At 42.3% G+C, this 23,337-nt stretch carries 20 protein-coding genes; 8 read left to right on the top strand and 12 right to left on the bottom strand.

Annotation, left to right across the window (positions count from 1 at the left end; translation table 11 throughout):
* Nucleotides 1–50: 50 nt before the first annotated feature.
* The 6 genes from BR06_RS0103700 to BR06_RS0103675 all read left to right on the top strand — a co-directional run bounded on the left by BR06_RS0103700 (nucleotide 51) and on the right by BR06_RS0103675 (nucleotide 7,261).
* The gene (locus tag BR06_RS0103700; protein ID WP_031480252.1) at nucleotides 51–2,372 is read left to right on the top strand and encodes a methyl-accepting chemotaxis protein; all 2,322 of its coding nucleotides are present in this window, start codon (nucleotides 51–53) and stop codon (nucleotides 2,370–2,372) included.
* A 139-nt stretch (nucleotides 2,373–2,511) separates the two neighbouring features.
* The gene (locus tag BR06_RS0103695) at nucleotides 2,512–2,847 is read left to right on the top strand and encodes a TraR/DksA family transcriptional regulator (protein WP_031480250.1); all 336 of its coding nucleotides are present in this window, start codon (nucleotides 2,512–2,514) and stop codon (nucleotides 2,845–2,847) included.
* 69 nt (nucleotides 2,848–2,916) lie between these two features.
* On the top strand, nucleotides 2,917–4,884 hold the full coding sequence (locus BR06_RS0103690) for a cation:proton antiporter domain-containing protein (protein WP_031480248.1): 1,968 nt from the start codon (nucleotides 2,917–2,919) through the stop codon (nucleotides 4,882–4,884).
* Nucleotides 4,885–4,941: 57 nt separating this feature from the next.
* The gene (locus tag BR06_RS0103685; protein WP_031480246.1) at nucleotides 4,942–5,724 is read left to right on the top strand and encodes a hypothetical protein; all 783 of its coding nucleotides are present in this window, start codon (nucleotides 4,942–4,944) and stop codon (nucleotides 5,722–5,724) included.
* A gap of 56 nt (nucleotides 5,725–5,780) precedes the next feature.
* On the top strand, nucleotides 5,781–6,623 hold the full coding sequence (gene zupT, locus BR06_RS0103680; RefSeq protein WP_031480244.1) for a zinc transporter ZupT: 843 nt from the start codon (nucleotides 5,781–5,783) through the stop codon (nucleotides 6,621–6,623).
* Nucleotides 6,624–6,700: 77 nt separating this feature from the next.
* Nucleotides 6,701–7,261, top strand: a complete 561-nt coding sequence (locus BR06_RS0103675; protein ID WP_031480242.1) for a flavin reductase family protein — start codon at nucleotides 6,701–6,703, stop codon at nucleotides 7,259–7,261.
* Nucleotides 7,262–7,372: 111 nt separating this feature from the next.
* Here the strand turns inward: BR06_RS0103675 and BR06_RS0103670 are convergent, their stop codons facing one another.
* Together BR06_RS0103670 and BR06_RS0103665 are read right to left on the bottom strand one after the other, a co-directional pair.
* The gene (locus BR06_RS0103670) at nucleotides 7,373–9,094 is read right to left on the bottom strand and encodes a bacteriohemerythrin (RefSeq protein WP_031480240.1); all 1,722 of its coding nucleotides are present in this window, start codon (nucleotides 9,092–9,094) and stop codon (nucleotides 7,373–7,375) included.
* A 168-nt stretch (nucleotides 9,095–9,262) separates the two neighbouring features.
* Complete coding sequence (locus BR06_RS0103665) at nucleotides 9,263–10,192, bottom strand: LysR family transcriptional regulator (protein WP_031480239.1); 930 nt, start codon at nucleotides 10,190–10,192, stop codon at nucleotides 9,263–9,265.
* A 103-nt stretch (nucleotides 10,193–10,295) separates the two neighbouring features.
* Here BR06_RS0103665 and BR06_RS0103660 point away from each other — a divergent pair, with 103 nt between their 5' ends.
* Nucleotides 10,296–10,733: a hypothetical protein gene (locus tag BR06_RS0103660; protein WP_031480237.1), complete on the top strand. Its 438-nt coding sequence runs from the start codon at nucleotides 10,296–10,298 to the stop codon at nucleotides 10,731–10,733.
* Nucleotides 10,734–10,759: 26 nt separating this feature from the next.
* Here BR06_RS0103660 and BR06_RS0103655 read toward each other — a convergent pair whose 3' ends face one another.
* The 9 genes from BR06_RS0103655 to BR06_RS0103615 form a co-directional block, all read right to left on the bottom strand.
* On the bottom strand, nucleotides 10,760–11,503 hold the full coding sequence (locus tag BR06_RS0103655; RefSeq protein ID WP_031480236.1) for a substrate-binding periplasmic protein: 744 nt from the start codon (nucleotides 11,501–11,503) through the stop codon (nucleotides 10,760–10,762).
* 76 nt (nucleotides 11,504–11,579) lie between these two features.
* The gene (locus tag BR06_RS0103650; RefSeq protein WP_031480234.1) at nucleotides 11,580–12,491 is read right to left on the bottom strand and encodes a phosphate acyltransferase; all 912 of its coding nucleotides are present in this window, start codon (nucleotides 12,489–12,491) and stop codon (nucleotides 11,580–11,582) included.
* A gap of 91 nt (nucleotides 12,492–12,582) precedes the next feature.
* The gene (gene ilvN, locus BR06_RS0103645) at nucleotides 12,583–13,062 is read right to left on the bottom strand and encodes an acetolactate synthase small subunit (RefSeq protein ID WP_031480232.1); all 480 of its coding nucleotides are present in this window, start codon (nucleotides 13,060–13,062) and stop codon (nucleotides 12,583–12,585) included.
* 211 nt (nucleotides 13,063–13,273) lie between these two features.
* Nucleotides 13,274–16,396, bottom strand: a complete 3,123-nt coding sequence (locus BR06_RS0103640) for an EAL domain-containing protein (protein ID WP_031480230.1) — start codon at nucleotides 16,394–16,396, stop codon at nucleotides 13,274–13,276.
* A 95-nt stretch (nucleotides 16,397–16,491) separates the two neighbouring features.
* The gene (locus BR06_RS0103635; RefSeq protein ID WP_031480228.1) at nucleotides 16,492–18,708 is read right to left on the bottom strand and encodes a transglutaminase-like domain-containing protein; all 2,217 of its coding nucleotides are present in this window, start codon (nucleotides 18,706–18,708) and stop codon (nucleotides 16,492–16,494) included.
* 137 nt (nucleotides 18,709–18,845) lie between these two features.
* Nucleotides 18,846–19,178 carry a heme biosynthesis protein HemY gene (locus BR06_RS0103630; protein ID WP_031480226.1) on the bottom strand — a complete coding sequence of 111 codons (333 nt, stop codon included), beginning with the start codon at nucleotides 19,176–19,178 and terminating at the stop codon, nucleotides 18,846–18,848.
* 246 nt (nucleotides 19,179–19,424) lie between these two features.
* Nucleotides 19,425–19,817 (bottom strand): OsmC family protein, encoded by a 393-nt coding sequence (locus BR06_RS0103625; protein WP_031480224.1) that lies wholly within the window; start codon nucleotides 19,815–19,817, stop codon nucleotides 19,425–19,427.
* A 135-nt stretch (nucleotides 19,818–19,952) separates the two neighbouring features.
* Entirely contained in the window at nucleotides 19,953–20,357 is a 405-nt protein-coding gene (locus tag BR06_RS0103620) for a YkgJ family cysteine cluster protein (RefSeq protein WP_268870779.1), read from the bottom strand.
* A gap of 289 nt (nucleotides 20,358–20,646) precedes the next feature.
* Nucleotides 20,647–21,045, bottom strand: coding sequence for a GNAT family N-acetyltransferase (locus BR06_RS0103615; protein WP_031480220.1), 399 nt, complete (start codon nucleotides 21,043–21,045; stop codon nucleotides 20,647–20,649).
* Between the two features lie 124 nt (nucleotides 21,046–21,169).
* Here BR06_RS0103615 and BR06_RS0103610 point away from each other — a divergent pair, with 124 nt between their 5' ends.
* The gene (locus BR06_RS0103610; RefSeq protein WP_031480218.1) at nucleotides 21,170–21,508 is read left to right on the top strand and encodes a tRNA-binding protein; all 339 of its coding nucleotides are present in this window, start codon (nucleotides 21,170–21,172) and stop codon (nucleotides 21,506–21,508) included.
* A 25-nt stretch (nucleotides 21,509–21,533) separates the two neighbouring features.
* On the opposite strand, the gene BR06_RS0103605 is transcribed toward BR06_RS0103610, so the two are convergent.
* Nucleotides 21,534–23,255 (bottom strand): HDOD domain-containing protein, encoded by a 1,722-nt coding sequence (locus tag BR06_RS0103605; protein WP_031480216.1) that lies wholly within the window; start codon nucleotides 23,253–23,255, stop codon nucleotides 21,534–21,536.
* Nucleotides 23,256–23,337: the final 82 nt, after the last annotated feature.

The raw sequence follows: 23,337 nt of genomic DNA, 5'->3' as shown, positions 1-23,337 counted from the left end.
GGTTAGTAGTCTGATTTTGTGGCGTGTGATATCTAATTAGAGGGATTTTTATGAAGATAAAAAGTATTAATACGGTGCTGACGGTTGTAGTTTTTGCATTATTAGCAATGACTTTTTCTGTCTGTGTGTGGTGGGTGACAAATAGCACTTATGATGCTGTCTTTAAAGAGCAAAAACAATCTATGGTTAGCATGATTGATGAGACTGTGGGTGCCCTTGAACTCTATGTCGGCCAAGGGTCTGATGTAGCACGTCTTATTTCTGGTGATCCTAATTCGGTGGAAGCGCTCACCGGGGGCAACATAAAGGGTTCAGATGAGCTTATAAAATCTCTTATGAATGCATCAAAAAATTATTGGGCAACTTTTATTTTTGATACAAATGGAAAAGTTGTTGTTGGGTATAATGCTAAAGGTAAAAGCATGGCCGGAGCAGATAGAGCTTCCCGTGGTTATGTTCAGAAGGTTCTTTCCGGGACAGATGCTTACGTATCAGATGAAATTTTAAAATCGAAAAGCGGTGGCGGAATTCTTATTTTTGCTATTGCTCATACTATACGTGATGCAAATGGCAACATTATCGGTGGAGTTGGTGTATTTCCTAAGTGGGATAGATTCACATCGACCTTTATTGATCCTTTCCGCATTGGCGAAGAAGGCTATAGTTTTATGCTTGATGCAAGAGGAAAGATCATTGCACATGCTGTAAATAAGGAACTATATCTGAAAGACCTTTCCAAATATGACTTTGTGAAGAAGGTAATGGCAGAGAAAAATGGTGGGTCCTCTTATGAATGGCAAGGCACAACAAAGCACATGGAGTTCAAAACCTTTCCGCTCACAGGTTGGAGCATCGTTGTAAATGCAACTGAGGATGATATGACCTCTGCTGCCATTCATCAGCGTAATGTTTTAGTTCTAGCCGGAGTATTTATTGTTCTATTGCTAACTGGAATCATGGTTACGCTTTTGAGAACTCTTATTGTTAAACCCGTTACGAATATTTTAAATTTCTCCGGTGAAATAGCCAAAGGTAATTTTAAGGCTGAACTCGAAGGAACTTATAAGTACGAATTTGAGATTTTAGCTAGTCAAGTTTCTTCTATGGTTGATGAGTTGAAGGAAAAACTTGGATTCTCCGAAGGAGTACTTGAAGGGTTAGTCTTTCCTTGTGGAATAATCGATCATGACGCCAATATGCTTTGGGTTAATGATCTGCTTTGTGATTTACTTGAGAGTAATTACAATCATGAAACGGCTGTTGGTGTTAAGGATGGAGCGTTTTATTATAATGATCCAAGCAGAGAGACTATGTCTCAAGTTTCACTCAGAGAACGTGTAAGAAAAGAAGCTGAAATTGTCTTCACAATGCCTTCCGGCATAAAAAAGAATTTACAGATCGTAACTTCTCCTTTTTATGATATGGATGGTAAATTACTTGGCGCAATCTCTACCTGGGTTGATTTGACTGATATCAGGCAGCAGGCGGCCAAGATTGAAGCTCAGAATGATAATATAACTCACGCAGCGATAGAAGCTGAGAAGATTTCTCATAGTCTTTCCAGTGCGGCTGAAGAACTATCTGCGCAGATTGAACAGTCCAGCCGAGGGGCTGAAGAGCAACGCGATAGGGTTGCTGAGACTTCGACTGCAATGGAAGAAATGAACGTAACTGTTCTTGAAGTTGCTCGTAACGCCGGAACTGCAGCTGAAGATGCTGACAGTGCTAAGGCTAAAGCGCAGAACGGCGAAAGTGTTGTTCGTCGAGTAATTGAAGCTGTAGAAGGAGTTAAAGCTCAGGCTGATGGTCTTAAAATCTCTATGGAAAACCTTGGAGTAGAGGCTACTGAAATCGGCAATGTACTTAAAGTCATTAATGATATCGCTGATCAGACTAACTTGCTGGCTCTTAATGCTGCAATTGAAGCTGCCAGAGCCGGTGAAGCCGGGCGAGGTTTCGCAGTTGTAGCTGACGAAGTTCGTAAGCTTGCTGAAAGTACTATGACGGCCACAAGCGAAGTCGGAATTGTGATTTCTAAGATGCAGAATATGACTAAAGAGAATATAAAGGCGACTGAGGTTGCCGCTCAGTCAGCTCATGTAAGTAGTGAATTGGCAAATGAGTCAGGGCAGACTTTAGAAGAGATAGTTCAGCTGGTTGAGAATGCCGCTGATCAGGTCAGAGGCATTGCCACCGCAGCTGAACAACAGTCTGCGACCAGTGATGAAATTAACAGGGCGACTGAAGATGTAAGTAGAATATCTATGGAAACATCACAGGTCCTTGAAGAGGCTGCAACCGCTATTCAGGAAGTTGCATCAATGGCTTCCAAATTGAATACTGTGATTGAAAACATCCAGTCTGATCAATAATAAGTGTAAATTAAGTGTGTATTGTTTTTGGGATGAGAAAGCCCTCCTGCTTAATGCGGGAGGGCTTTCTTTTTATGTAAGCAAACCTTGCATCTGAATGACAGTCCGTATAAAATTAATAATTAACCGGAGAGTTGTCATGAACGATAAGCAGAAAGCTGAGTTGAAAGAAAAGATTAAAATTGAAATAGAAAATCTTAAGCGCACAGTTGAAGAGCTTAAAGAGACAGTTAATCCTGTTACTCCGGATGCTGCTATCGGTAGACTTTCAAGGCTTGATACCATGCTTAACCAAGGGATAAATAAATCTTCCATATCTCAATCTCTCGATAGAATAATGAAGCTGGGAAATGCGCTGAGCCGTATAGATGATGATCCGTTCTTCGGCGAATGTCAGGAGTGTGGGGAACTGATTCCGTTTGCCCGCTTGATTGCACTGCCTGAAAGTAGGTTTTGTGTGGATTGCGCTGAGTAAGTTAGGATTATTAAATTTTAAATTACCATGTCTTTTGTGCATGTTACGGTTTTATCGTAGGGAGTCCTCTTGGGAATTGCATCTGATCTCGTAATACTGATTCTTGCTGGCTTGCTTGGCGGTTTTGTAGCTCGTTTGCTGCGTCAGCCGTTATTGCTTGGTTATATTATTGCCGGCGTTGTTGTCGGGCCATATACTGGCGGCGTAACAGTTTCCGACGTTCACGATGTTGAGCGTCTGGCTGAGATCGGTGTTGCCCTGCTTTTGTTCACTCTGGGTATAGAGTTTTCGATTAAGGAACTTAAGCCCGTAAAATATATTGCTCTGATCGGAACTCCGCTACAGATCATATTCACTATGACTTTCGGGTGGGGTGTTGGGATATTTATGGGGTGGGACTCACATCTCTCACTGTGGTTCGGGGCCTTTATAGCCCTTTCCAGTACCATGGTTGTCCTTAAAACTCTTGAAAGTCGCGGTTTGGTGGGAACTCTTTCCAGTCGGGTTATGATTGGTATGCTTGTTGTGCAGGATATCGTAGTTGTTCCTATGCTCATAATTATGCCGCAGATAGGATCATCAACTTTCGGCTTAGAGGCTCTCGGATTTGCAGGCTTAAAAACAATACTGTTTATAGCTTCTATGTTTCTGTTAGGAACGCGGGTTATTCCGGTGGTAATGAAGGTTGTAGCAAGTTGGAACTCTCGTGAAACTTTTATGCTGACCTGTTGTGCCATTGGGCTTGGTGTGGGGTATGCGACCCATATGCTGGGGCTGTCGTTCGCATTCGGGGCGTTTGTTGCAGGGATGGTGCTTAGTGAATCTAAGTACGCCTATCAGGCTTTAAGCGATATACTTCCCCTTCGCGATGTATTCAGTTTGATATTTTTTGCTTCGGTCGGAATGCTGATAGATCCTATTTATATCTGGGACAATCTGGGTACAGTGCTTATGCTCACCTTTTTTGTTTTGCTGGGTAAGGGGTTTATTTTCGGTGGAATTTCTTACGTTTTCAAATATCGCAATGTTATTCCGATTGCTCTTGGGTTCGGTATGTTTCAGATCGGAGAATTGTCTTTTCTGCTGTTGCAACAGGGCGCTGATTCCGGTTCTTTTCCTAGAGAATACTTTCCGCTGTTTATGGGGACGGGTATTCTTACTATGCTCCTGACTCCTCTCCTTTCTTCTTTAACGTCGCCGATCTACGCTTTCTTTAGGGCTCATAAGGGTGGGGACCCTCTCCAGACTGTTAATATTCCCGAAGATGGGTTGGATCAACATGTGGTAATTCTTGGAGGCGGGCGCTTTGGGTCATATGTTGCTGATGTCTTGGAACGGATAGATATCCCGTATGTCGTTATTGAAAATAATGCCAATAAGGTTGAGATCGCTGTTGATAAAGGGCAGAGCATCATTTATGGAGACGGCGCGCAAGAAGTCGTTCTCAAAGCCGCGGAAGTTTCCCGTGCACGCATGGTGCTTATGACTATTCCTTCGATTAATGGATCTGGAGCCGTGGTTGATAAGTTAAGGCAGTTAGCTCCAGGAGCTCCTATTGCTGCTCTTTCGAGAAATCCAGAGCACTTGGATGTTTTAAATGAACTGGGTGTACACAATATTATTATGCCTGAATTTGAAAGCAGTCTTGAGATGATTCGCCAGATTTTGCGACATTTTAGTCTTCCTGCTTCAGAAGTGCAGAATGTAATGGATTCCATGCGTAGAGAGAGGTATACAACTGACGTTGAGCGGGAACGTCCTGAGCATGAACTGCTTTCCAATTTGAGGGCTGCTACGGAGTCAATAGCCTTGAACTGGGTTAAGGTAGAAATTGGAGCTTCTCTTGTTGGAAAATCTCTTGCTGGAGCTCGTATTAGATCCGTTACCGGAGTATCTGTTGCCGGAGTTCTTCGGGATGGCAAGTTTAGTATTAACCCTGACGGTGATTTTGAATTTTTGGATGGAGACTTTGTCGGGGTTCTTGGTTCTAAAGAGAATATAAGCAAATTCAGACAGTTTGCGTCAGTCGATTTTTAGAGGCTGTTGTCAACGGTAAGTGAGAAATATTGTGCATTTAAAGGGAGATTTATGAGCATGTTACGTAAAATTGTTTTGACGCTTCTACTTGGGCTTAGTGTTACATTTTTTATGGGGTGCGCGGTGATAAGCATTCCTACTCCCAATGGGATGCATGACAGCCCCAAGGCGGGAGCACCCGCAGGTGAAGTTTTGTCTTTTTTTGAAGGAGTTCCATATCGTGCAGATGGAGCTATAAACAGATCTGGAGAATTCACTCTTTTTGCAGATCAAAACACTAGATTTAAATCTCCTGGACTTAATTGCAGCGGATTTACAGTGGCTGCATCCAGATATTTCTTTGAACGCGATTATGCTCTGAACGATGTGAAAATTGATCGCCTTGCAGATAGCGGTCCTGACGCTGAAAGGGGTGAGGATTGGGATTTTGGATTCGATGTGATTTTAAATTTGACCGAAGGAATGAAACGTAAAGTGATGCTTCCTTTTGGTCAAAAAACCAAAATTGTCGAAGGTGATGGCGCTAGTCTTCGTGGATTTGAGCTTCATGATATCAAGGCTTGGGAAGATGTCATTTCCCAAATGACAGTGGGGAATGTTTATCTGTTTACCATGAGCAAACATGTAAAATTTAAAAAGTATACAATTCTTCATCACCATGTGGGGGTTATTGTTCCAGAGAAAGATGGTAGTGTCTGGCTGTGTCATGCTACGACCAAAGGTGGAGTTAATAAAGTTGATATTACGTCCTCCAAAAATCTGAAACGCATTGTCGATGCTAATCCAGAAAACAGTCTTGGAAAACGGATGATTCTTATTGTTGAGGCCCCGTTGCAGTAAAGGCTGTGTTATTTTGAAACATGTTTTATTGTTAAATAATTTAGAGGTTGGGTTATATGTTTGCTGAGAATGCTGCATTTGCGCTGGGATTGACTTTATTCGCAGGACTTGCCACTGGGATTGGTTCTGCTTTGGCCTTTTTCGCCAAAAAAACTAATACCCGGTTTCTTTCCATCTCTTTAGGCTTTTCGGCCGGGGTCATGATTTATGTATCCTTCATGGAGATCATGGTTAAAGCAAAAACGGCTTTGCAGGCTGACCTTGGATATGTAGTCGGAAACTGGGTGGCAATTGGGGCTTTTTTTGGCGGTGTTTTGTTCATTGCATTGATCGATAAGCTCGTACCTAGCTATGAAAATCCTCATGAAATGCATCGTATTGAAGAGATGAATGTGGATGTAAATACTGATCCAAATGCAGATGATCCTTTTGCAGGTAAGAGTAAGGCTAAGCTTTTCCGCATGGGAACCATGGCGGCTCTTGCTATCGGAATTCACAATTTTCCCGAAGGGCTTGCTACTTTTACCGCAGCACTTAAAGATCCTAGTTTAGGCGTGGCTATTGCTGTGGCAATAGCGATTCATAATATCCCGGAAGGAATAGCGGTTTCTGTCCCAATTTATTATGCCACAGGGAGTAAGAAGAAGGCCTTTATTTATTCTTTCCTGTCTGGTCTTGCAGAGCCGGTAGGAGCACTGATCGGATATTTCTTCCTCATGCAATTTATGTCGGATACAGTTTTCGGAATTATTTTTGCGGGCGTGGCAGGGATTATGGTGTTTATCTCATTTGATGAATTACTGCCTGCTGCTGAAGAGTATGGGGAGCACCACCTATCTATTTATGGATTGATTGCTGGAATGGTGGTGATGGCACTTTCTCTTCTTCTTTTCATGTAAATAAAGTATAATTTGAAAGTTACCAGATATTTGTCGATATTAAATTTGATTAAAATATACGGGACAAAGGAGATGTGATGGAAAAGATTAATATAGGTGTTCAAGGTTTTACTATGCCTATGCCTCAGACTATTCTGGGGTGCAAACATGAAGGCCGTAATAATTTTATGGCATTGGCATGGACTTCAAGGGTTAATTACAACCCTGCATTGATCATGATTTCTGTAGGTAAAAAGCATTTCTCAAATGTTGCTATAAAAGAGACTGGTGAATTTAGCGTAAATATTCCATCTGTTGATATGGTTGAAGTTACTGACTTTGTAGGCCTTGTTTCCGGCCGTAAATTGGATAAATCAAACTTGTTTGAAGTGAACAAGGGTGAGCTGGAAAACGCTCCGATTATCAGTAGCTGTCCTGTCGGAATGGAATGCAAGGTTTACGACACTGTCGAACTTCCTAATGACACTCTCTTTATTGGAGAAGTTGTTGCTACATGGTGCAGGGAGGACGTCTTGACTGACGATGTTCCAGATATAAAAAAGGTCAATCCTTTCACTCTTACAATGCCGGATAATCGTTATTGGGCTGTCGGGGAGTGTGTCGGTAGAGCATGGCATGATGGTAAAAAATTAAAATAACCTCGCTCACAGCGTTCTGAATTTACGACTATAAGTTACAAATAAAAAGCCCCTTGAAACCTAAGTTTCAGGGGGCTTTTTATTACCTTCATGTATTGTTGTGAGTAGGGCCTAATGGTATCCATGCTCATGCATGAACTCAATATACTTGTGATCCACAATCATGATGTGCTTGATCAACCAGTCTTTCAAGAATCTGATGATATCGGTTGAAGCTGTGACCTTTCCTGAATATGAATCGTTTTTAAATTCTTCAATCTTGCCTTCAAACATGCGGTGAAGTTTCTTGTGGGCATCTGTTTCAGAATACTTGTGCTTGTCGAATATCTTTTCTTCGTATCCGAAATGGTATTTTGTGTACTCAAGAAGACGTTCGGATATTTCTCCGATAACTTCTCCTGCTTTACGGCTTTTCATCGCTCTATATAGTTCATTGATTAGGTCAAAAAGAACCATGTGGTGTTCATCAATTGTTCTGACATCAACGGATAGATCGTCTGACCATTCAACAATTTTACCTGAGCTGGTATCGATTAAGCGGCCTGAAGATATTCCTTGAACGATTGAGTCTAATTCTTCCACTATGCTTGCAATTTCCGTTAAGGCATGTGCGGAGCTAGACATTCCCTCAGAAGTTTCCTGTGCCACCCTTGCAACGTCGCTGAGGGCCATGTTGATCTCTTCAGATGCAGCAGACTGTTCTTCACTTGCTGTTGCAATAGATTCCACTTGGGAGTTTGTATCGTCAACGATCCCGACAATGGCAGTCATCAGCTCTCCTGATTCAGCTGCGGATTCGGTAGAGTGAACAATTTCTTCCGCCGCATATTCAACGGCCTTGATGTTTTCGCGGGCATTTGCTTGAATCTTAGCAACTGATTCGCCGACACCTTTTGTAGCATCCATGGTTTTTTCTGCCAATTTGCGGACTTCGTCAGCAACTACTGCGAATCCACGTCCGGCTTCACCGGCTCTGGCAGCTTCAATTGCGGCATTAAGAGCCAGCAAGTTGGTCTGGTCGGCAATGTCGGTAATGACATTCATGATCTGCCCGATGCTGTCGGCTTGTTCACCAAGAGTTCCCATGGTGACTTTTAAATTTAGGATAGTGTTTTTGATCTGCTCAAAAGACTTGATGGCATTTGCAACACCATCTGCTCCCATTTGAGCATTTTCTTTTGATTGGCTGGAGCTTTGAGCTGCCATGGATGCGTTCTGAGCAACTTCAAGAACAGTGCTGTTCATCTCTTCCATTGCTGTTGCTGTTTCAGTAACGCGGTCTCTCTGGATGTCCATTCCTTCGCTGACCTGATTAACCTGCGAACTGAGTTCTTCAATACCGGAAAAAAGTTTTCCTGAAATTCCCTGCGCATTGGAAGCAGATTTAGTTATTGCCTCCATGACAGACTTCATGTCTTCAACTTTTTTCTGAGACTCTTTCAGTTCATTTTCAGTTTCGCTTGATTTTTTTTGAAGTTTGCTGACATCTTTTTTGTTTTTTCCACTTTCTGTCGCGAGCTTCATAATGGTTTTATTAATTTCGTTTCCTGCAACCAGAACTTCACCGCTTAGAGTTTCAGGAAGTGGAGCTGTCAGAGCGCCTTTTTGGACATCTTTTGCATACTCACCAAGCTGGTTCAGCTGTTTCATAACCCCTGAAAGGGAAGCAATAGCCGAAATTGTACCCAGAATAGCGAGGACTAAAAATGAAATCTGCCAAACGAGCATCGCGCCGCCTCTGGAGGCCGCGGGGGACTGCGTTGAAGCAAACAGTGCAGCGGCCATTAGAAATACAAAAAGAACGGACATCGTAAGTTTGGTTTTAGACGTCATATAAACTCCTTATGGTGAACATAAATACTTTTAGTACTTGTAATTACTTTTTAAGTAAAAAAAAAGGTTAACGCAAGGGGGTAAAAAAAAATTATAACTTAATTTACATAATACAAAGAGCATTCTACTGCATAGTACATTGATTATGCATGTTTTTGTAAAAATATACTACGGCTTCGCTGGAGGTAATGATTGAGAGACCTCTCGAATTACACCTCTCATCCATATGTGAGCAGGGTCATTGTCATTTAAGGTATGCCAGTGCTGAAGTACCTCAAAAGTAGTGTTTTCTAAGGGCAACTGGATAGTTCTGACAGGTAAAATCTTTGTGTAAATCTGGGCTAGTCTTTCAGCTAATGTGCCGATGAGGTCCGAACCGCTGACAAGAGATGGAATAACTGCTTCCTGTTGGACTATTACCTTGATATTTCTCTGGAAACCCTTTTGGCAGAGGAAATCCTCCAGAAAACCTAACCCGGACTCTGACAGAGAAAGGGCAACAAACTCTGCGCCGGCTAGTTCTTCTTCCGTCATCACTTTTCCAGTAATGGGGTGATCTTTGCGGAGGATGCATACTTCACGGTCAAAGAACAGCCCTTCCCACAAAACTCCTGCTCCGTAATCTCTGGAACAGCCTAGAAATATATCCAGTTTGCCGTCTTGCAGCATGGCAGTGCGCTTTTCGTACGTGGCCTGAACTATACGTAGATTTATATTGGGTGCCTCTGCTCTGACTTTGGCTATTATTTGAGGAAGCAGAAGGTTGCACAGATAGTCACTTAGTCCGATACAGAATGTCCGCTTGGATGTTTCTGGAGAAAAGTCTCCTCTGTCTTCAAGAGATTGAAGGATTGTTTTTAAGGCCGGAGCCAGGCTGTGGTGGATGTTTTCACACAGGGGAGTGGGAACCATCATATTGCCTCGACGAATAAAAAGGCGGTCTTCAAAATGATCACGGAGCTTTGATAAAGCGTGACTGACCGCAGACTGGCTCATGAAAAGTTTTTGACCGGCAATCGTAAGATTACGTTCGGCGAAAACAGTATCAAGTATGACCAATAGGTTCAGATCGAGATTTGACAGATTAGTTTTGCTCATACCGGCAATGAATACCTTTCAGTGGTCAGGTTAAAAGAAGAAGAGTAGCAATATTATCAATTCGTCTGTGAAGTATTAATACGTTATTTAAAAGGAAATTGGAATGCTAGCTCTTTACGGTTCAATCGCAATAATTGTCGCTTCTTCAGTTATATACCACCTTGCTCAAAAAAGTATTGCCGGAGGAGGATCCTTGTTTGCCTCTTTGGCTACTGCTTATGGAATGGCAATGTTACTAAGTCTTGCGGGTATGTTTTTTCAAACCGGGCGCATTGATGTAGCTGAAATTCTATCCACGCGAAACTGGCAAGTATTGCTTTTAGGGCTGGCCATTTTCGGGATTGAAATAGGAGTGCTGCTTACCTATAGGGCCGGGGCAAGTGTCAGTACTCTACCTATTATTGTGAATGGAGTGGTTATGGCCTGTCTTATTCCGATCGGAGTTCTTCTTTATAGAGAGCAGGTCTCGCTGACATCATTATTTGGTGTGCTGCTTGTTGCTTCAGGCGTGTGGGTGCTTTGCTCATCGGGGCATGCGTAGCCGCTTTTTGAGGAACTTATTAGGTGCTACTCATTAGGGATATATTTTTTTCGTAATGACTTCACATAGCCTGGGGTTTTCTTGATTTCTTTAAGTATACGACTGAATTCAGCTGCAAGTTGCTCATTCCCTGGTTTCTGCGTGAAAGCCATATACATTCCAGATTGATAAACCGGAGTTGGATTATAAGAAACTTTGTCGCTTCGATTTAATTTATAAAGAGTGTAAAGTCCTACAGGTTTAAAAGCCACAACTAAATCAATGCGTCCGGCTATAAGCTTCTGGAAGTTCTGCTTAAGAGAGCTAACTTCATCTCGAATAAACAATGTGCTTTGATCAAACTCTTCTCCATAGTAATAACCTTTTACTGTTCCGACTCTTTTACCCGTAAGAGATGAAAGGTTTTTATATTGGAAATTATCTTCTTTGCGGTGGAAAATAACGACTTTTGTTATCATTACCGGTTCTTCAGGAAATATCAGCCATTGGCTTCTCTCGTCAGTCTTAAGAACCCCTGGAAGTGCATCTGAAACTTTATTTTTTGCCTTAAGAAGAGCTCTTTTCCAGGGCACAAATTTAATAGTGAAAGGTCTATCCATCTTCTTTAAAGTTGCAGCGACTAACTCATATTGTATTCCGTAAGCTTTTCCGTCCTCTTCATAGTTATATGGAGGAAAAGGGTCCGTGATTAATAATAGCTCCTGAGATGCTCTGGATTGCCCCGCCAGTGATAAGAGAAAAATGGCTAGGAGAGAGAGTACTATTTTCATTATGCTTGCTCTTGGTAATATTAAACAAGTTGTATTCTGCCAGGTGCCTACTAGTATTTGTCTTGCCAAAGGCTAGTTAGTAGTCAGCTAAATAGCATGCTAGAGCTATGGAAATAAATTTAGATCTATCAGAGTCCCCTCTGGATGGCACAACAACCGGCACATCACTTCCTATCACTACACTTGCCATAGTTTTTCCCGCGATGGTTGTCAGGGCCTTATACAGGATGTTTCCACTTTCAATGTCAGGAGTGCAAAGGATGTCCGCATAGCCGGCAACGGGGTTAGTTATGCCTTTAAGCGCAGCCGCTGATGGCGATAGCGCTAGGTCAAGAGCCAGGGGGCCGGCTACAATTGCGTCGCCGAATGCTCCCTCCGCAGACATTTTTGAGAGGATATCCGCGTCAAGTGTTGCAGGCATTGCTGGATAATTAACTTTTTCTGTTGCAGCTAATATCGCTGCCTTGGGTTTTTCTATCCCAAGCTTGCGAGCCACTTGCAGAGCGTTGCGCAGTATGTCGGCCTTTCTTTGGAGGTTCGGCTTAATGTTTACCCCGGCATCGGTCATTACGATCAGCCTATCTAAGTCGGGGGCTTCAAATACTGTTACATGGCTGATTATTCCCTTGGGAGGAACGCCAGTCTCTTTGTTGAGTATTGCTTTTAGTACTACACTGGTACTCACAAGTCCTTTCATTATAAGGGCGGCTTTCTTTTCTTTGAAAAGAAGGACAGCCTTGGCAACAGCAAGTGTGTCATCATTTTCTTCGTAAAAATCAAAGCCAGCAATATTTAAGTTGCGCTCTTTGGCTACTGCTGCAGTTTTTTCGGGATTACCAATGAAAATAGGTTCGGCAATGCCTTCTTCAAAAGCTGCAAGGGCGGAGCGTATGACAAACTCTTCGGCGCAAGGAGCTATCGCCACTTTGGGTTTTAAACCATGCTGTCGTACTTTTTCTGTGATTTCGTCCAGTGATGTTATTCTCATGGGCGTACCTTTTTTTCTGTCTTTGGAAACAGTATACGGTAGAAGTATGAAATTTGTGCCATCAAAAATAGTGAATAAATGCAGAAGGTCTTTATTCGTCGCCTCGTTTAAGGGCAATCATCCCTGTGCGGCACATACTTTTAATTCCGAGTGGTTCTAAAATTTTAATAAGCCCGTCAATTCTTTCCTGGTCTCCACTCAATTCCGCTGTGATTGTATTTTGTCCCATGCCTATGACGTCTGCCCTGAATACTTCAAAAATTTGCATTACTTGAGACATCGAATCTTTGTTTACCGCGACCTTTATCAGGACAAGCTCACGGTCTACGAAATCTTTGCGCGCCAAATCGTCAAGCTGTATAACAAAATCCATTTCCAGAAGTTCTTTTGTCACTGTGGTCATGTCTTCTTCGCTACCTTCTGCACAGATGACCATGCGGGAGACTTCCATGTTTTCAGTTTCACCGCAGGATATGGACGTAATATTTATGCCACTTTTTTGAAATGCTGCAGATGAATCCGCCAGTACGCCGGCGCGGTTTTTAACTAGTGCAGAAATTGTATGTTTCATTTGGGAGCTCCTTATGGTCTGAGATGGGTAACGTGGCCTCGCATTCAGTATTATACACTCAATTTATTTAGCTAACAAGCTGTGGTTAACAAGCTATTTCAGAGGATGTATTGGCTTAGTTCGCACTGATATGAGTGTTTTGTCCTAAATAATTCGGAAAGGGCGTAGGTGTGTGATGCGAAGCGATAAACGTAACGGTAGTGCTGAACTTTTAAAGCGAAGTGAGTCCAGGAGGACAGAATCCTTCGGACCTCATTTTAAGCAGGTCTATTGCTACTTCTGGAGGTTGCGGCTTATCGAAGTAGAATCCTTGAACGCAGTCGCATCCAAGTTCATTAAGCAGTACTAGCTGCTCCTTGGTTTCAACTCCCTCAGCAATAACATCCATACTTAAGCTATGTCCGAGAGCTACCACAGCCCGGACTATTTCAAGAGATTCATTATCTTCTGCCATACGGCTAATGAAAGACCTGTCAATTTTTACAGTTGCAGCTGGAAATCTCTGGAGTTGCGCCAATGATGAGTAACCGGTTCCGAAGTCATCAACCGCGAGTTTAATGCCCAGATCGCCAATTCTCTTAAGGTTCAATGTCGATGCGGCATTCCTTTCCATGATTGCCGACTCTGTGATCTCCAGTTTGAGCATTTCTGGTGGAAATTTTGTCTCGTCCAAAATGTCAATGATTGCGCCAGCCAAGTCAGGCTTTGAAAGCTGGCGGGGGGATAGATTCACGGTCAGGAACATATCCTGTGATGTGGGGAAAGTTTCAAGCCATCCGGAAAAGGCACGGCAAGCTTTTAGTAACATTAACCTATCTAGCTTAACGATAAGTCCTGTCTCTTCCGCAACGGGAATAATCTGCCCGGGAGTAATGAAACCTCTTTCCGGGTGATTCCATCGGACTAGTGCTTCAAACCCTGCAAGGCGTTTTGTCTGTAAGCAATAAATGGGTTGGAAATATGGAAGGAACTCATCTTCCGGCAGCCCTTGTCTGATTTCAGTTTCAATCATAAGATTTTGCAATGCTTTTTCCTGCATTGCCTTATTGAATACTTTAAATTTATTCACACCCTGTTCTTTTGCTTTGTACATGCTGATATCTGCATCACGTAGAATATGCTCGGGGTGTTCATATTCTGCGGTTTTGAAAACAATTCCAATACTTGAGCTGATAACAACTTCTTTGTTCGCAACTTGAATTGGGTTGTGAATATTGTTCCTGATTTTTCTGATGATCTTTATGACCTGTTGCGGTGTTCTGAAGTCTTCGATGAGCACTGCATACTCATCTCCGCCCATGCGGGCGACAGTATCGATGGGGCGCAGACAGTCTTTGATGCGCTCGCCGATTTTTATGAGCAGAGAATCTCCAGCTTGATGACCTAGGCTGTCATTGATGCGTTTAAACATATCAATATCAAGCATCAGAACCGCAAAGTTGTGGTCAGGATGTTTTTGAGAGTGGGTCAGGGCTTGCTCGAGCCGCTCAAGAAAAAGTGTCCGGTTGGGAAGGCCTGTCAAAGAATCGTGCAGGGACTGATATGAAAGTCTGCGTTCAAATTCTTTTCGATGTGAAATATTATTATAGATGATGAATGTTCCGGAAACTTCACCATTGTATTCGAAAGGATAGCCTAGAATCGAGACTGGGATAAGCCTGCCGTTTTTGTGCTTTCTTAAATCTTCGGTTTGAAACGTTGCGCCCGCTAGAATTCGCTGTAAATTGGCTTTAATTTTTCCTTCGCCGCTTGGGCAGAGGTTTTCACAGCATGGCTCCATCTGTTCGGTTGTGTATCCGAATAATCTGGTGAAGGCCTTATTTGTGTCGATTACATTGCCTTCGGAGTCAGTAAGTACAATTCCTTGCGGAGAGCTTTCGAACAATTGCATGAACCGCGATTTATGTTTGATAACATTTCTTTCAGCAACTATGCCGGGAGTCGAGTCAAAGGCTGTACCTGTGTAGGAACTTGGCTCTCCATTGTCAGCATATGTTACGCGAGCATTTACAGTTGTCCACTTTTCGAGGTTTTCTTTATGGCTGATGCGGATGCGTGCTCCGTTCACAGAACCTTTGGTCATCAGTTCTTTCATCAGTTTTAGCCAAGCTTGTTTGTTGTAGAAAAAGTCCGATGAGTGAGGATGCTCGCGCATCATTTGTTGCACGGAGGAATAACCCATTATGCGTGCTGTTGCTGGGTTTGCTATCAGCAACTTACCTTCAGTTGAAAATTGAAACATGGCGACTGTTGCATTTTCGAATACTGAGCGAAATTTTTGTTCACTGTCCCGAAGAGCTACCTCAGCTTTTCTTCGCTGAATTGTGGATGCAATCTGATCAGAAATTGCAACCATTAAATCGATATCTTGTGTGCTGTAATTATTGGAAGAGTCGTATGACTGAATAGTCATAACACCTATAACTTTGTTATTATGTATCAGAGGAACGCCCAACCATGACTTAGCTGAAAATCCTATTATGCCTAATCCTTCTTGGTTATAGCGCTCAAAATCATTTTCGAGGAGTAAGACGGGTCTTTGTTTTTGAATTACTTTGGCGCTTAAGGATCGTTTATCTGCAATGCAGATTCTTTCGTCGTGGGATATGTGGTCTTTCTCATCTGCATAATAGGGAAATGAAAGGGTTTCATCTAGTTCATCATACAGGGCTACAAAGAAATTTTCTGCTTCAATGACCTCTTTGAGGCTTTCGTGAATAGTCTGAAATAGGGAATGTTCATCCGGTGCAGATTTTAGAGCTGAAGAAATTTTATAGAGGATCAGGTTAATGTTCTCAGTCTGCTTGCGTGCGGAAATATCTCGTATGGATTCGATGGCACCTAAGGTATTCCCAGAATCGTCTGTGATGGGCGCGGCTTGAATCCAAAGGTGTGTGTTTTTTCTGTGACCAAGGTTTTCAACCTTGACTTCCGCGGCTAGCGCTTTGCCATGGCGGCGGATGGATTGGTATTCTAAAGTACCAACGTCTTCGGATCCTCTGACAAGGTCTATCAGTCCCGGGCTTTTCTTACCGTGGATAATTTTGATATATTCAAAATCGCCTTTTCCAATAGTTGTTTCTGCCGGAGCCCCTGTCATTTTTTCCATTGCCGGATTCCAAGCAATGATTACGCCTTCTTTGTTTACAAGGAAGGTTGGGTCGGGAAGGAAATTCAGTATTTTTATAAAAGGTGATTCAGGTGTTAGAAGTGATGCATCAAGGCCCGAGTATGTTTTTTCAACAAGCTCGAGAAAAGAACTCAGTTCTTTTGAGAAACTGGCTTCTACAGTGCCAAGCGTCTTTTTGAGTTGTTTTTTTAGTAGGTTGTGCATCTACCTACAATTCATACTGCATTAATCAAAGTGGTGCAAGGTGTGTACTCATTTATTCTGAAAAATGTAGTTATTCTGTCACAGTATAGATGTTATCAATGATCTGACTTGAGCGGTATTATAGAAATGGATGGCTCTCCTTTTTTGTTTCTTTTTCCACTAATGAGGTAATATTCATTGTTTGGAAGGGATATTTCCCATATATTTTTATCGCTGCATTTTCCGTTGATAGTTTTTTCAACGATCTGAAAAAATGAATTATCTGTTAAGTTTGAGATTGTGAAGTCCTTAAAGTATTGCGGATGACGCTCTCCTGCTGGAAACCCGGGTAGGGTGAATTTGTAGCTACCCCAGTTAGAATAGTAAGTAGTGCTCGTTTCCGTCGCATTATGATTGCCGATCATATTTGGCCGCTGAGGATATAAAGGCGTCCATTTCTGGCCATTATAGAATTCTACCCAGCCCTGCTCATCAAGGTATTTAGCTGGTATTCCCACCGACCTTAGCGCGGCAACAGTAAATACACCAATCTCTCCACGCCCTGAAGCTCGCTTCGAGTTCAGAACACCTAATGGTGTAATGGATGCTCCTATAGGACCACGCGGTGCCTTTTGTATTTTTTGGGTGAATCTGTTTATTCTTGCGATTGTCTGCTCATAATTTTTATCATTATCTGCTGTGAAATGTTCCGCTAGAGATGCGCGCCAAGGTTCTAGATGCTCGTACATAACTCGAGGATTCAGCACGTAATCAACAAATAAATCATCGCTATATGTGATTCCTGATTTTGCAATATGGTCACGGGCCGCAATTGCTAAGTTTACATTTGAGATGAGCTCATCTGCTTTGATCTGGATAAGATCAGCGATTTCCATCTTACGAATGATGTCAGCTAAATACTTTTTGCTGGATTCGGGAGAATTGCTTAATGCACTTAGTATCTCTGGCGTGTTAAGCCCTGCTTTTGAAATGTATGAACCGAGTGATTCATCAAACTTTTCAGCTCCGCTCTTCATTCCGTCCAGTTTATCGATGCGCGCTTTTTTTATCTTTTCAAATTCGGACTTTCGTGCGCCTTCGGAATTTTTAGCGGGCGCAGTTTTGGCCAAGTCATCCTTATAGTCGAATCTAAATAGAACCTCTCCGCTAGGATCGTTGTGAGTGAGCAATTGCAAGTGGATATCTCTACGGGCGTCCTGTTCTCCGGGAATCCATGTTGAGGCTAAGTAGGCAGTAGCGTTATCATGGTTAGCGGAAACGAGGACGGAACCCGGCCCTAAGAGTATGGATGCTTCGCCGTTAATGCCTGTTTCCTTCGCAGCTACTGGGCGAAAGGATGCATAATTAAAAACCGAGAAGTATACTTTTACTCCGGCAAGCGGGGTTTTGTTATTGTCGGTCACGAGAATTTTTGTGCGGCTGGCTGGCGCGTACATAGCCGTAGTGTTCAGTAGTGTGCAACCGACACGTTTGCCCAGCACTGGAAATTTAGGACTAGGCACATTTCCATACGCGTATGAAATTACTAGTGGAGCTTTGCGGACTGAACCTGTGAACCATGCATGGTCAAGTCCATAGTCGGGATTGGCTGATTCCAGATAATGCCATTTTCCATTGATGAGCACCTCTGTCCACGTATGATTGTCATTTGAGTGTTGCCAAGCTGGAGCCATTGCCTGCCGTGCAGGAATACCAACACTTCTCAGCGCGCTGACAGTAAAAATGACAGCTTCTTCACATCGTCCCCAGCCTCTGTTTATTGTCATCAAGGGGTTTTGGTCCCACCTTTGGGTTGACTTGAACCCCGTTTTTGAGAAGCACCAGAGATTAACCGCAAGTACGGCCTCTTCTATGTTTTTGCAGTCAGATACGGTGGGCAGCAGTTCTTGATAAAAAAGTTTGCGCCATTTTACGGCAGATTCCTGACTGACTCTATGTGGCAGAACATAATTTTGGAAGTCAGACCATGCTACATCACGGCCCCACGCAGTGGAATCCTTAGCAAGAAATGAATATTCTAGATTTTCGATCAACAGTCCGCTTGAGATAGTTGTACTGTCACAGGGGGGAAGGTTGGCGGCAATAAATTTTGCTGACTGCCTTTTTTCAGGATTGTCATTAAATGCGTTTAAAAATAAGTTGATTTGAGCCTTATTTGAACCTGCTGTATCCAGAACATTTTCAAGCTGATTTTTAAGCGGATAATATAAGTCTGGCCCCTGCTTAAGGGCCGAGCATCCTGCTGAAAAAATGAGCGAGAAAAGGAGGACTGTGTTTATTGTGCGCAGTATTGTTTTATTTAAATATGACATGAAGAATACCTAACATAGAGCTTGTGGGCCTGTCATTGCGCGCTAGAAAACGGAAAAGGCCGGAGTATTAAATACTCCGGCCTTTTGTGGTCTTGTAAAACTAGCTGTTAGTTCATCTTGTTAAAGATAAATGAGAGCTAGCCGCAGCTTCCGCCGCATCCGCAGCTACCGCAGCCGCCGCCTTCACCACTTTCAGGTTTTTCTTCGAATACTAAGGATGAGGAAACTTCAACACCCATTGGTGTCAAGTGGATTTCCATTGGTTTTGCCTGATCGAGCAAATCCTTATCAAGAACAAAGTCAAAACCTTCTAGGTTGATGGTTTCATCTCCGTCTTTAGCTGCATCAAGCCCTAGAGCAAGACGGCTACCGCTACAAGCGGATGCAATGTATATGCGAATTGGTTCTTTATCTTTACCGTCAAAGTGCTGGTCGAGAACTTCTTTCGCTTCTGTAGTAATTTTGAGCATTTATATTTCTCCTAATTTGGGTTGGTTTCTAAAATGATAGCCTTCATTTCATGTATGTCAACAGAGTAAGTTGAAATAATATGCAACTATTTGTGTTGTCGAACTCTTCGCCGGAAACCTATCGCTTTTGTCTATCAATCGAGGATTGTTGTACCGAAACAGAATTTCAGCCACAAATCCTACCGGAAAAATACTTGTTACACAGGTGAACCCGTATAAATATGACTTTGGTCAAGTAAATAGAAACTAAACTATCTCGAGTTCAAATGACGGAGAGTTCAGCAGATGTTTTTTCACAGTGCAAAGATCAATTGTTCTGAGCAGGGCCGCCTTGTATTTTTCAGGAAATCCTTCCGGCAGGCTCAATTGGTACTGCACTTTGGATATCATGGCAGTTTCAGGGTGTTGATCATATTCGACAGTAAGAGACAGCCCGTCAATTGAGAGGTCTCTGGAATCACAGAATTTTCTGGCGTAGTGAGCCGCGCAAGTCGCAAGGGAAGATATAAATAGATCTAGCGGGTTAGGTGCGGAACCTTCGCCTCCGCCTGCAACAGGCTGATCTGTATTGATTACAAAGTCTTCACCGGTTGCTTTCAACTTTTTGCCACTGCCGAATTCAATTTCAATTTTTTTCATTATTAAAACTCCCGAACTTAAATTATATGTAGGAAATAAATGTTACCAATAGAGGCGGGAAATCTGCTTGAGTTGGACAGAAAAATCAATACTTGGAGATAAAATAATAGCACTATATGGAGGATTAGAAATTATTTAAGAATCCTTCTTACCGGGTATTTTTATACTATCGCTGCTGTGAAGCTTTTCATCATATTCAAGTCCGTCATCTGTCTCGCGAGCATCATCCAGTACTTTTTCGAAATCCATCTCGGTGGACATTCTAAAGCCGCACCCTTCGGGAAGTTGCCCGTGCTGGAAATATATGGATGTGCCCGGAAACTTTTTGCACAGCAAAGGACGACCTTCATAATCTGAGCATGTTCCGTTTTCGTTTAGTCTGGTGCAGGTAAATTTGAGGAACCCGTCATCCGTTTTACCGAATGGCTCGAAGTGATTCAGGTATGGATGTTCAATAGCTTCTCTGCGGACTTGTTTCTCTGTTTTAAGCCATTTAGAACCCACATAAAGGCATATTTCCTGACAGCATTTTCCACACATATTGCAGGAGCCGCGAATAACAACAGATTGCCTTCGTCTTTTTAGTCTCCACATACGGAAATAAGAAGCTATATTATGAAATATGGACATGTCTGTATTAGTGGTTGTAGGTTGCAATGATTAGGATTTACTATTCATAAAATTTATTCTTTGCAAGGGACAGGAAAAAGAAAAACCCTGCCGATTCAGGGTTTAAATCCTATCAGCAGGGCTATCATGTCGCTGTTTAGGGAATGAACAACTACATGGGACTCTCGGAGTGTGAGCCAAAACTTGTAAATGTTTTCAGCTAAAGCGAACTTACAAACATCGGAGATTTGTCTACGTGATGAGTGAATCCTCGGTGTTCGTAGAATCCTACTTTCTCATTTACTGAAATCAGCACTTTGCGCGGAATATCGCTGTATATTTCCAGCATGGTATCGACCAGCTTTTTGCCGATGCCGTACCCTTGGTAATCTGGATGAACGACCAAATACTGAAAATAAACAGTGAGAACTGTGTCGGTCATTGAGCTCATAAGCCCTATCAGTGCATCTCCATCCCATGCCGTGAATACTTTATGGGAGTTAAACATGGCTTTTTGGGCTTTCTGAGGATAATTTCCTGATTCCCAGTCGACTGAGAGAAATAGCTTTTTAAGGTTTTCTGTGCTCAGCTCTTTTGTCCATATATACTTAATTTCCATTACTTATCTCCTTCTTATGTCGTTGAGATATTGATTAATAAAACAAGTTAAGTATGTCCATTATATATTTTATCACCCGTCGAGACTTTTAATGTATCGATAGCCGCAGGAGAAATTTAGTAAGATGAAAGAAATAACGTGGAATGAATTTGAGCAGGTAGAACTTCGGGTCGGAACTGTTGTGAAGGTTGAAGAATTTCCCGAGGCGCGAAATCCCGCTTATAAAGTGTGGGTGGATTTTGGCGATGATATCGGGGTTCGCAAGAGTAGTGCGCAGGTCACTAAATTGTATTCACCTGAAGAGTTGAAAGGACGCCAGATTGTCGGTGTAGTTAATTTTCCGGTAAAACAAATCGGCCCTATGCGTTCGGAATTTTTACTGACGGGATTTGTCGGCGAAGACGGTGAAGTTGTGTTGGCTGTGCCGGAAAGGAACGTGAAAAACGGAGCGAAACTGGCATAGGCTCAATGCTTATTTATTGCTCCGTTTATTTCTCCTCTTCTTCAGTTCTATCTGATTCAACTTCAGTGAATTGTCTGTTTTCAGGATCGTAACTTTTTATAATCTGATCAAAAGAGAACATATCCAGAGGAGCGCGCAAACTCTTTGTGGATTTGTGTATTTTCTGGATAACAAGAATGTCATTAACGCCACCATGTATAAAAATTGCCGGTGAATTTTTATGTTCGGTTGCGGCTTTAATCATGAATTCCATTTCGATGGGCTCTAGTTCTTCAATGAAATCATAGATGATCAGGTCGTAATCTGATTCTGGAATTCCAGAGATGCCAGCTACTGTGTATTTATAATTATTGTTGGACAGGTAAATGCGGACATACACATTGGCAACTTGTGAGTTGCTGAGGACCAGTATGCGCATATCCTTATTTATAATCTCTGAATGCTCCGTTGCAGGCTGCTTGGGGATTTTCAGCAGGCTGAAATAATCTTGTAATTCTTTACGCACTGCTGCCAGAAACATTTCAGGAATGGATTCGGAAAAACCTAATTTAGACCAAACTGCATCTGGAACCGGAGTGACAAAGAAATCACTACTACTACCGAGCATCATGGCTTTAGCAAGGTAGTTACTAACAAATACTATAGTTGCTAAATTGAAGGTAGTCCCGCCATCAGGGAAACACCTTGCATAGTCATGATGATTTTTTATTGCATAAGTTATTGTGTCAGGAAATCTCCAGTTCTCAGCAATCTTCCCGCCAATAAAACTATGATTTGTATCTAGAATTTCATTTTCTACATGGAAAAGAATTTTCTTCTGAGTGGCAGCGATTCGAATTATTTTGTCATACTCAGCATTGAAGTAATCATCCATTATCATTTTTCCTAAATCATGCAGAACTCCACTTAGTAGTGCTGAATCCAGACGGGCATAGCCGACTTTCTTTGCCAGAAATTTACAAATAATACCTGTCGCCAGAGAATGAATCCAGAATTGATACCGATCAAAACCAAAGGTTTTGTCTTTCTTGTCGAACAACTGATAAACAGCATGCACCATGCATGTTTCTTTTGTTTCCTCAAGACCTATGCGGACAATTGCGTTTTTTAAGCTTTGAACTTTAGGTGCTCCGCGATATTTTGCCACGGAATTACTGTGCTTTAAAATTGATGAGCTGAGAGCTGCGTCGGATTTTATGGGCTTGGCAATGTCAGAGGCACTGCTGCCGGGGTCAGAGCACAGAGAAACAACTCTGGCTACGGTGTATGGCATTGCTTTAACTTCTTTAGCTTTTTCAAGCACGGTAAGAATCTTTTCGATTCCAGTCATGCTCTCTTCGAGACGAATCTGTTCAACCTCTTCATGGGAAGGTGGTATTTTCCCCTGTTTTGCCAAAATACTGCTTATTTTTGCTAAAAATCTGCCCGGCTCAATCGAAGTTAAAATATAATCTAAAGCGCCATCACGAACAGACTTAACGACCATGTCCTGTGTCGCATCGCTGTTTATTATTATGAACGGTATCTTGTTTGTCTTTGCGATAGTAAGCAGGTCCTGCTCAGGATCATTCTCGCTTGCAATGAAAGGCAACAGTATGATGTCCGGCTTTTTCGTAGCAAGGTGTATGAAGCACTTATGTAGTGAAGTTGTTCTTTCGAAAGAAAATTCTTTTAACACGTCGAATTTTTTATAGAAAAAAGACATTTTAAAGTAATCAAGCACTAATATTTTGATCGGCTGAGCCATTCTTTCTCCTACAAATGTTTACTGTGCTTGAAAATATCAGGCTAGACTGAATAGAGCTTATGAATGCAAAATATCATTTCCT

The sequence above is a fragment of the Maridesulfovibrio frigidus DSM 17176 genome (assembly GCF_000711735.1).
Taxonomy (GTDB): Bacteria; Desulfobacterota; Desulfovibrionia; order Desulfovibrionales; family Desulfovibrionaceae; genus Maridesulfovibrio; species Maridesulfovibrio frigidus.
The sequence above is the reverse complement of the archived record's forward strand: the minus strand, read 5'-3'. Positions and strand labels throughout refer to the sequence as shown.

What these genes read in the sequence shown, in the direction of transcription:
- BR06_RS0103625 (WP_031480224.1), bottom strand. Translation starts at nt 19,817, where the DNA reads ATGAAAAAAATTGAAATTGAATTCGGCAGTGGCAAAAAGTTGAAAGCA.
- BR06_RS0103610 (WP_031480218.1), top strand. Translation starts at nt 21,170, where the DNA reads ATGAAAGAAATAACGTGGAATGAATTTGAGCAGGTAGAACTTCGGGTC.
- BR06_RS0103695 (WP_031480250.1), top strand. Translation starts at nt 2,512, where the DNA reads ATGAACGATAAGCAGAAAGCTGAGTTGAAAGAAAAGATTAAAATTGAA.
- ilvN (WP_031480232.1), bottom strand. Translation starts at nt 13,062, where the DNA reads ATGAAACATACAATTTCTGCACTAGTTAAAAACCGCGCCGGCGTACTG.
- BR06_RS0103660 (WP_031480237.1), top strand. Translation starts at nt 10,296, where the DNA reads ATGCTAGCTCTTTACGGTTCAATCGCAATAATTGTCGCTTCTTCAGTT.
- BR06_RS0103615 (WP_031480220.1), bottom strand. Translation starts at nt 21,045, where the DNA reads ATGGAAATTAAGTATATATGGACAAAAGAGCTGAGCACAGAAAACCTT.
- BR06_RS0103670 (WP_031480240.1), bottom strand. Translation starts at nt 9,094, where the DNA reads ATGACGTCTAAAACCAAACTTACGATGTCCGTTCTTTTTGTATTTCTA.
- zupT (WP_031480244.1), top strand. Translation starts at nt 5,781, where the DNA reads ATGTTTGCTGAGAATGCTGCATTTGCGCTGGGATTGACTTTATTCGCA.
- BR06_RS0103665 (WP_031480239.1), bottom strand. Translation starts at nt 10,192, where the DNA reads ATGAGCAAAACTAATCTGTCAAATCTCGATCTGAACCTATTGGTCATA.
- BR06_RS0103620 (WP_268870779.1), bottom strand. Translation starts at nt 20,357, where the DNA reads ATGTGTGGAAAATGCTGTCAGGAAATATGCCTTTATGTGGGTTCTAAA.
- BR06_RS0103700 (WP_031480252.1), top strand. Translation starts at nt 51, where the DNA reads ATGAAGATAAAAAGTATTAATACGGTGCTGACGGTTGTAGTTTTTGCA.
- BR06_RS0103630 (WP_031480226.1), bottom strand. Translation starts at nt 19,178, where the DNA reads ATGCTCAAAATTACTACAGAAGCGAAAGAAGTTCTCGACCAGCACTTT.
- BR06_RS0103655 (WP_031480236.1), bottom strand. Translation starts at nt 11,503, where the DNA reads ATGAAAATAGTACTCTCTCTCCTAGCCATTTTTCTCTTATCACTGGCG.
- BR06_RS0103640 (WP_031480230.1), bottom strand. Translation starts at nt 16,396, where the DNA reads ATGCACAACCTACTAAAAAAACAACTCAAAAAGACGCTTGGCACTGTA.
- BR06_RS0103650 (WP_031480234.1), bottom strand. Translation starts at nt 12,491, where the DNA reads ATGAGAATAACATCACTGGACGAAATCACAGAAAAAGTACGACAGCAT.
- BR06_RS0103675 (WP_031480242.1), top strand. Translation starts at nt 6,701, where the DNA reads ATGGAAAAGATTAATATAGGTGTTCAAGGTTTTACTATGCCTATGCCT.
- BR06_RS0103685 (WP_031480246.1), top strand. Translation starts at nt 4,942, where the DNA reads ATGTTACGTAAAATTGTTTTGACGCTTCTACTTGGGCTTAGTGTTACA.
- BR06_RS0103635 (WP_031480228.1), bottom strand. Translation starts at nt 18,708, where the DNA reads ATGTCATATTTAAATAAAACAATACTGCGCACAATAAACACAGTCCTC.
- BR06_RS0103605 (WP_031480216.1), bottom strand. Translation starts at nt 23,255, where the DNA reads ATGGCTCAGCCGATCAAAATATTAGTGCTTGATTACTTTAAAATGTCT.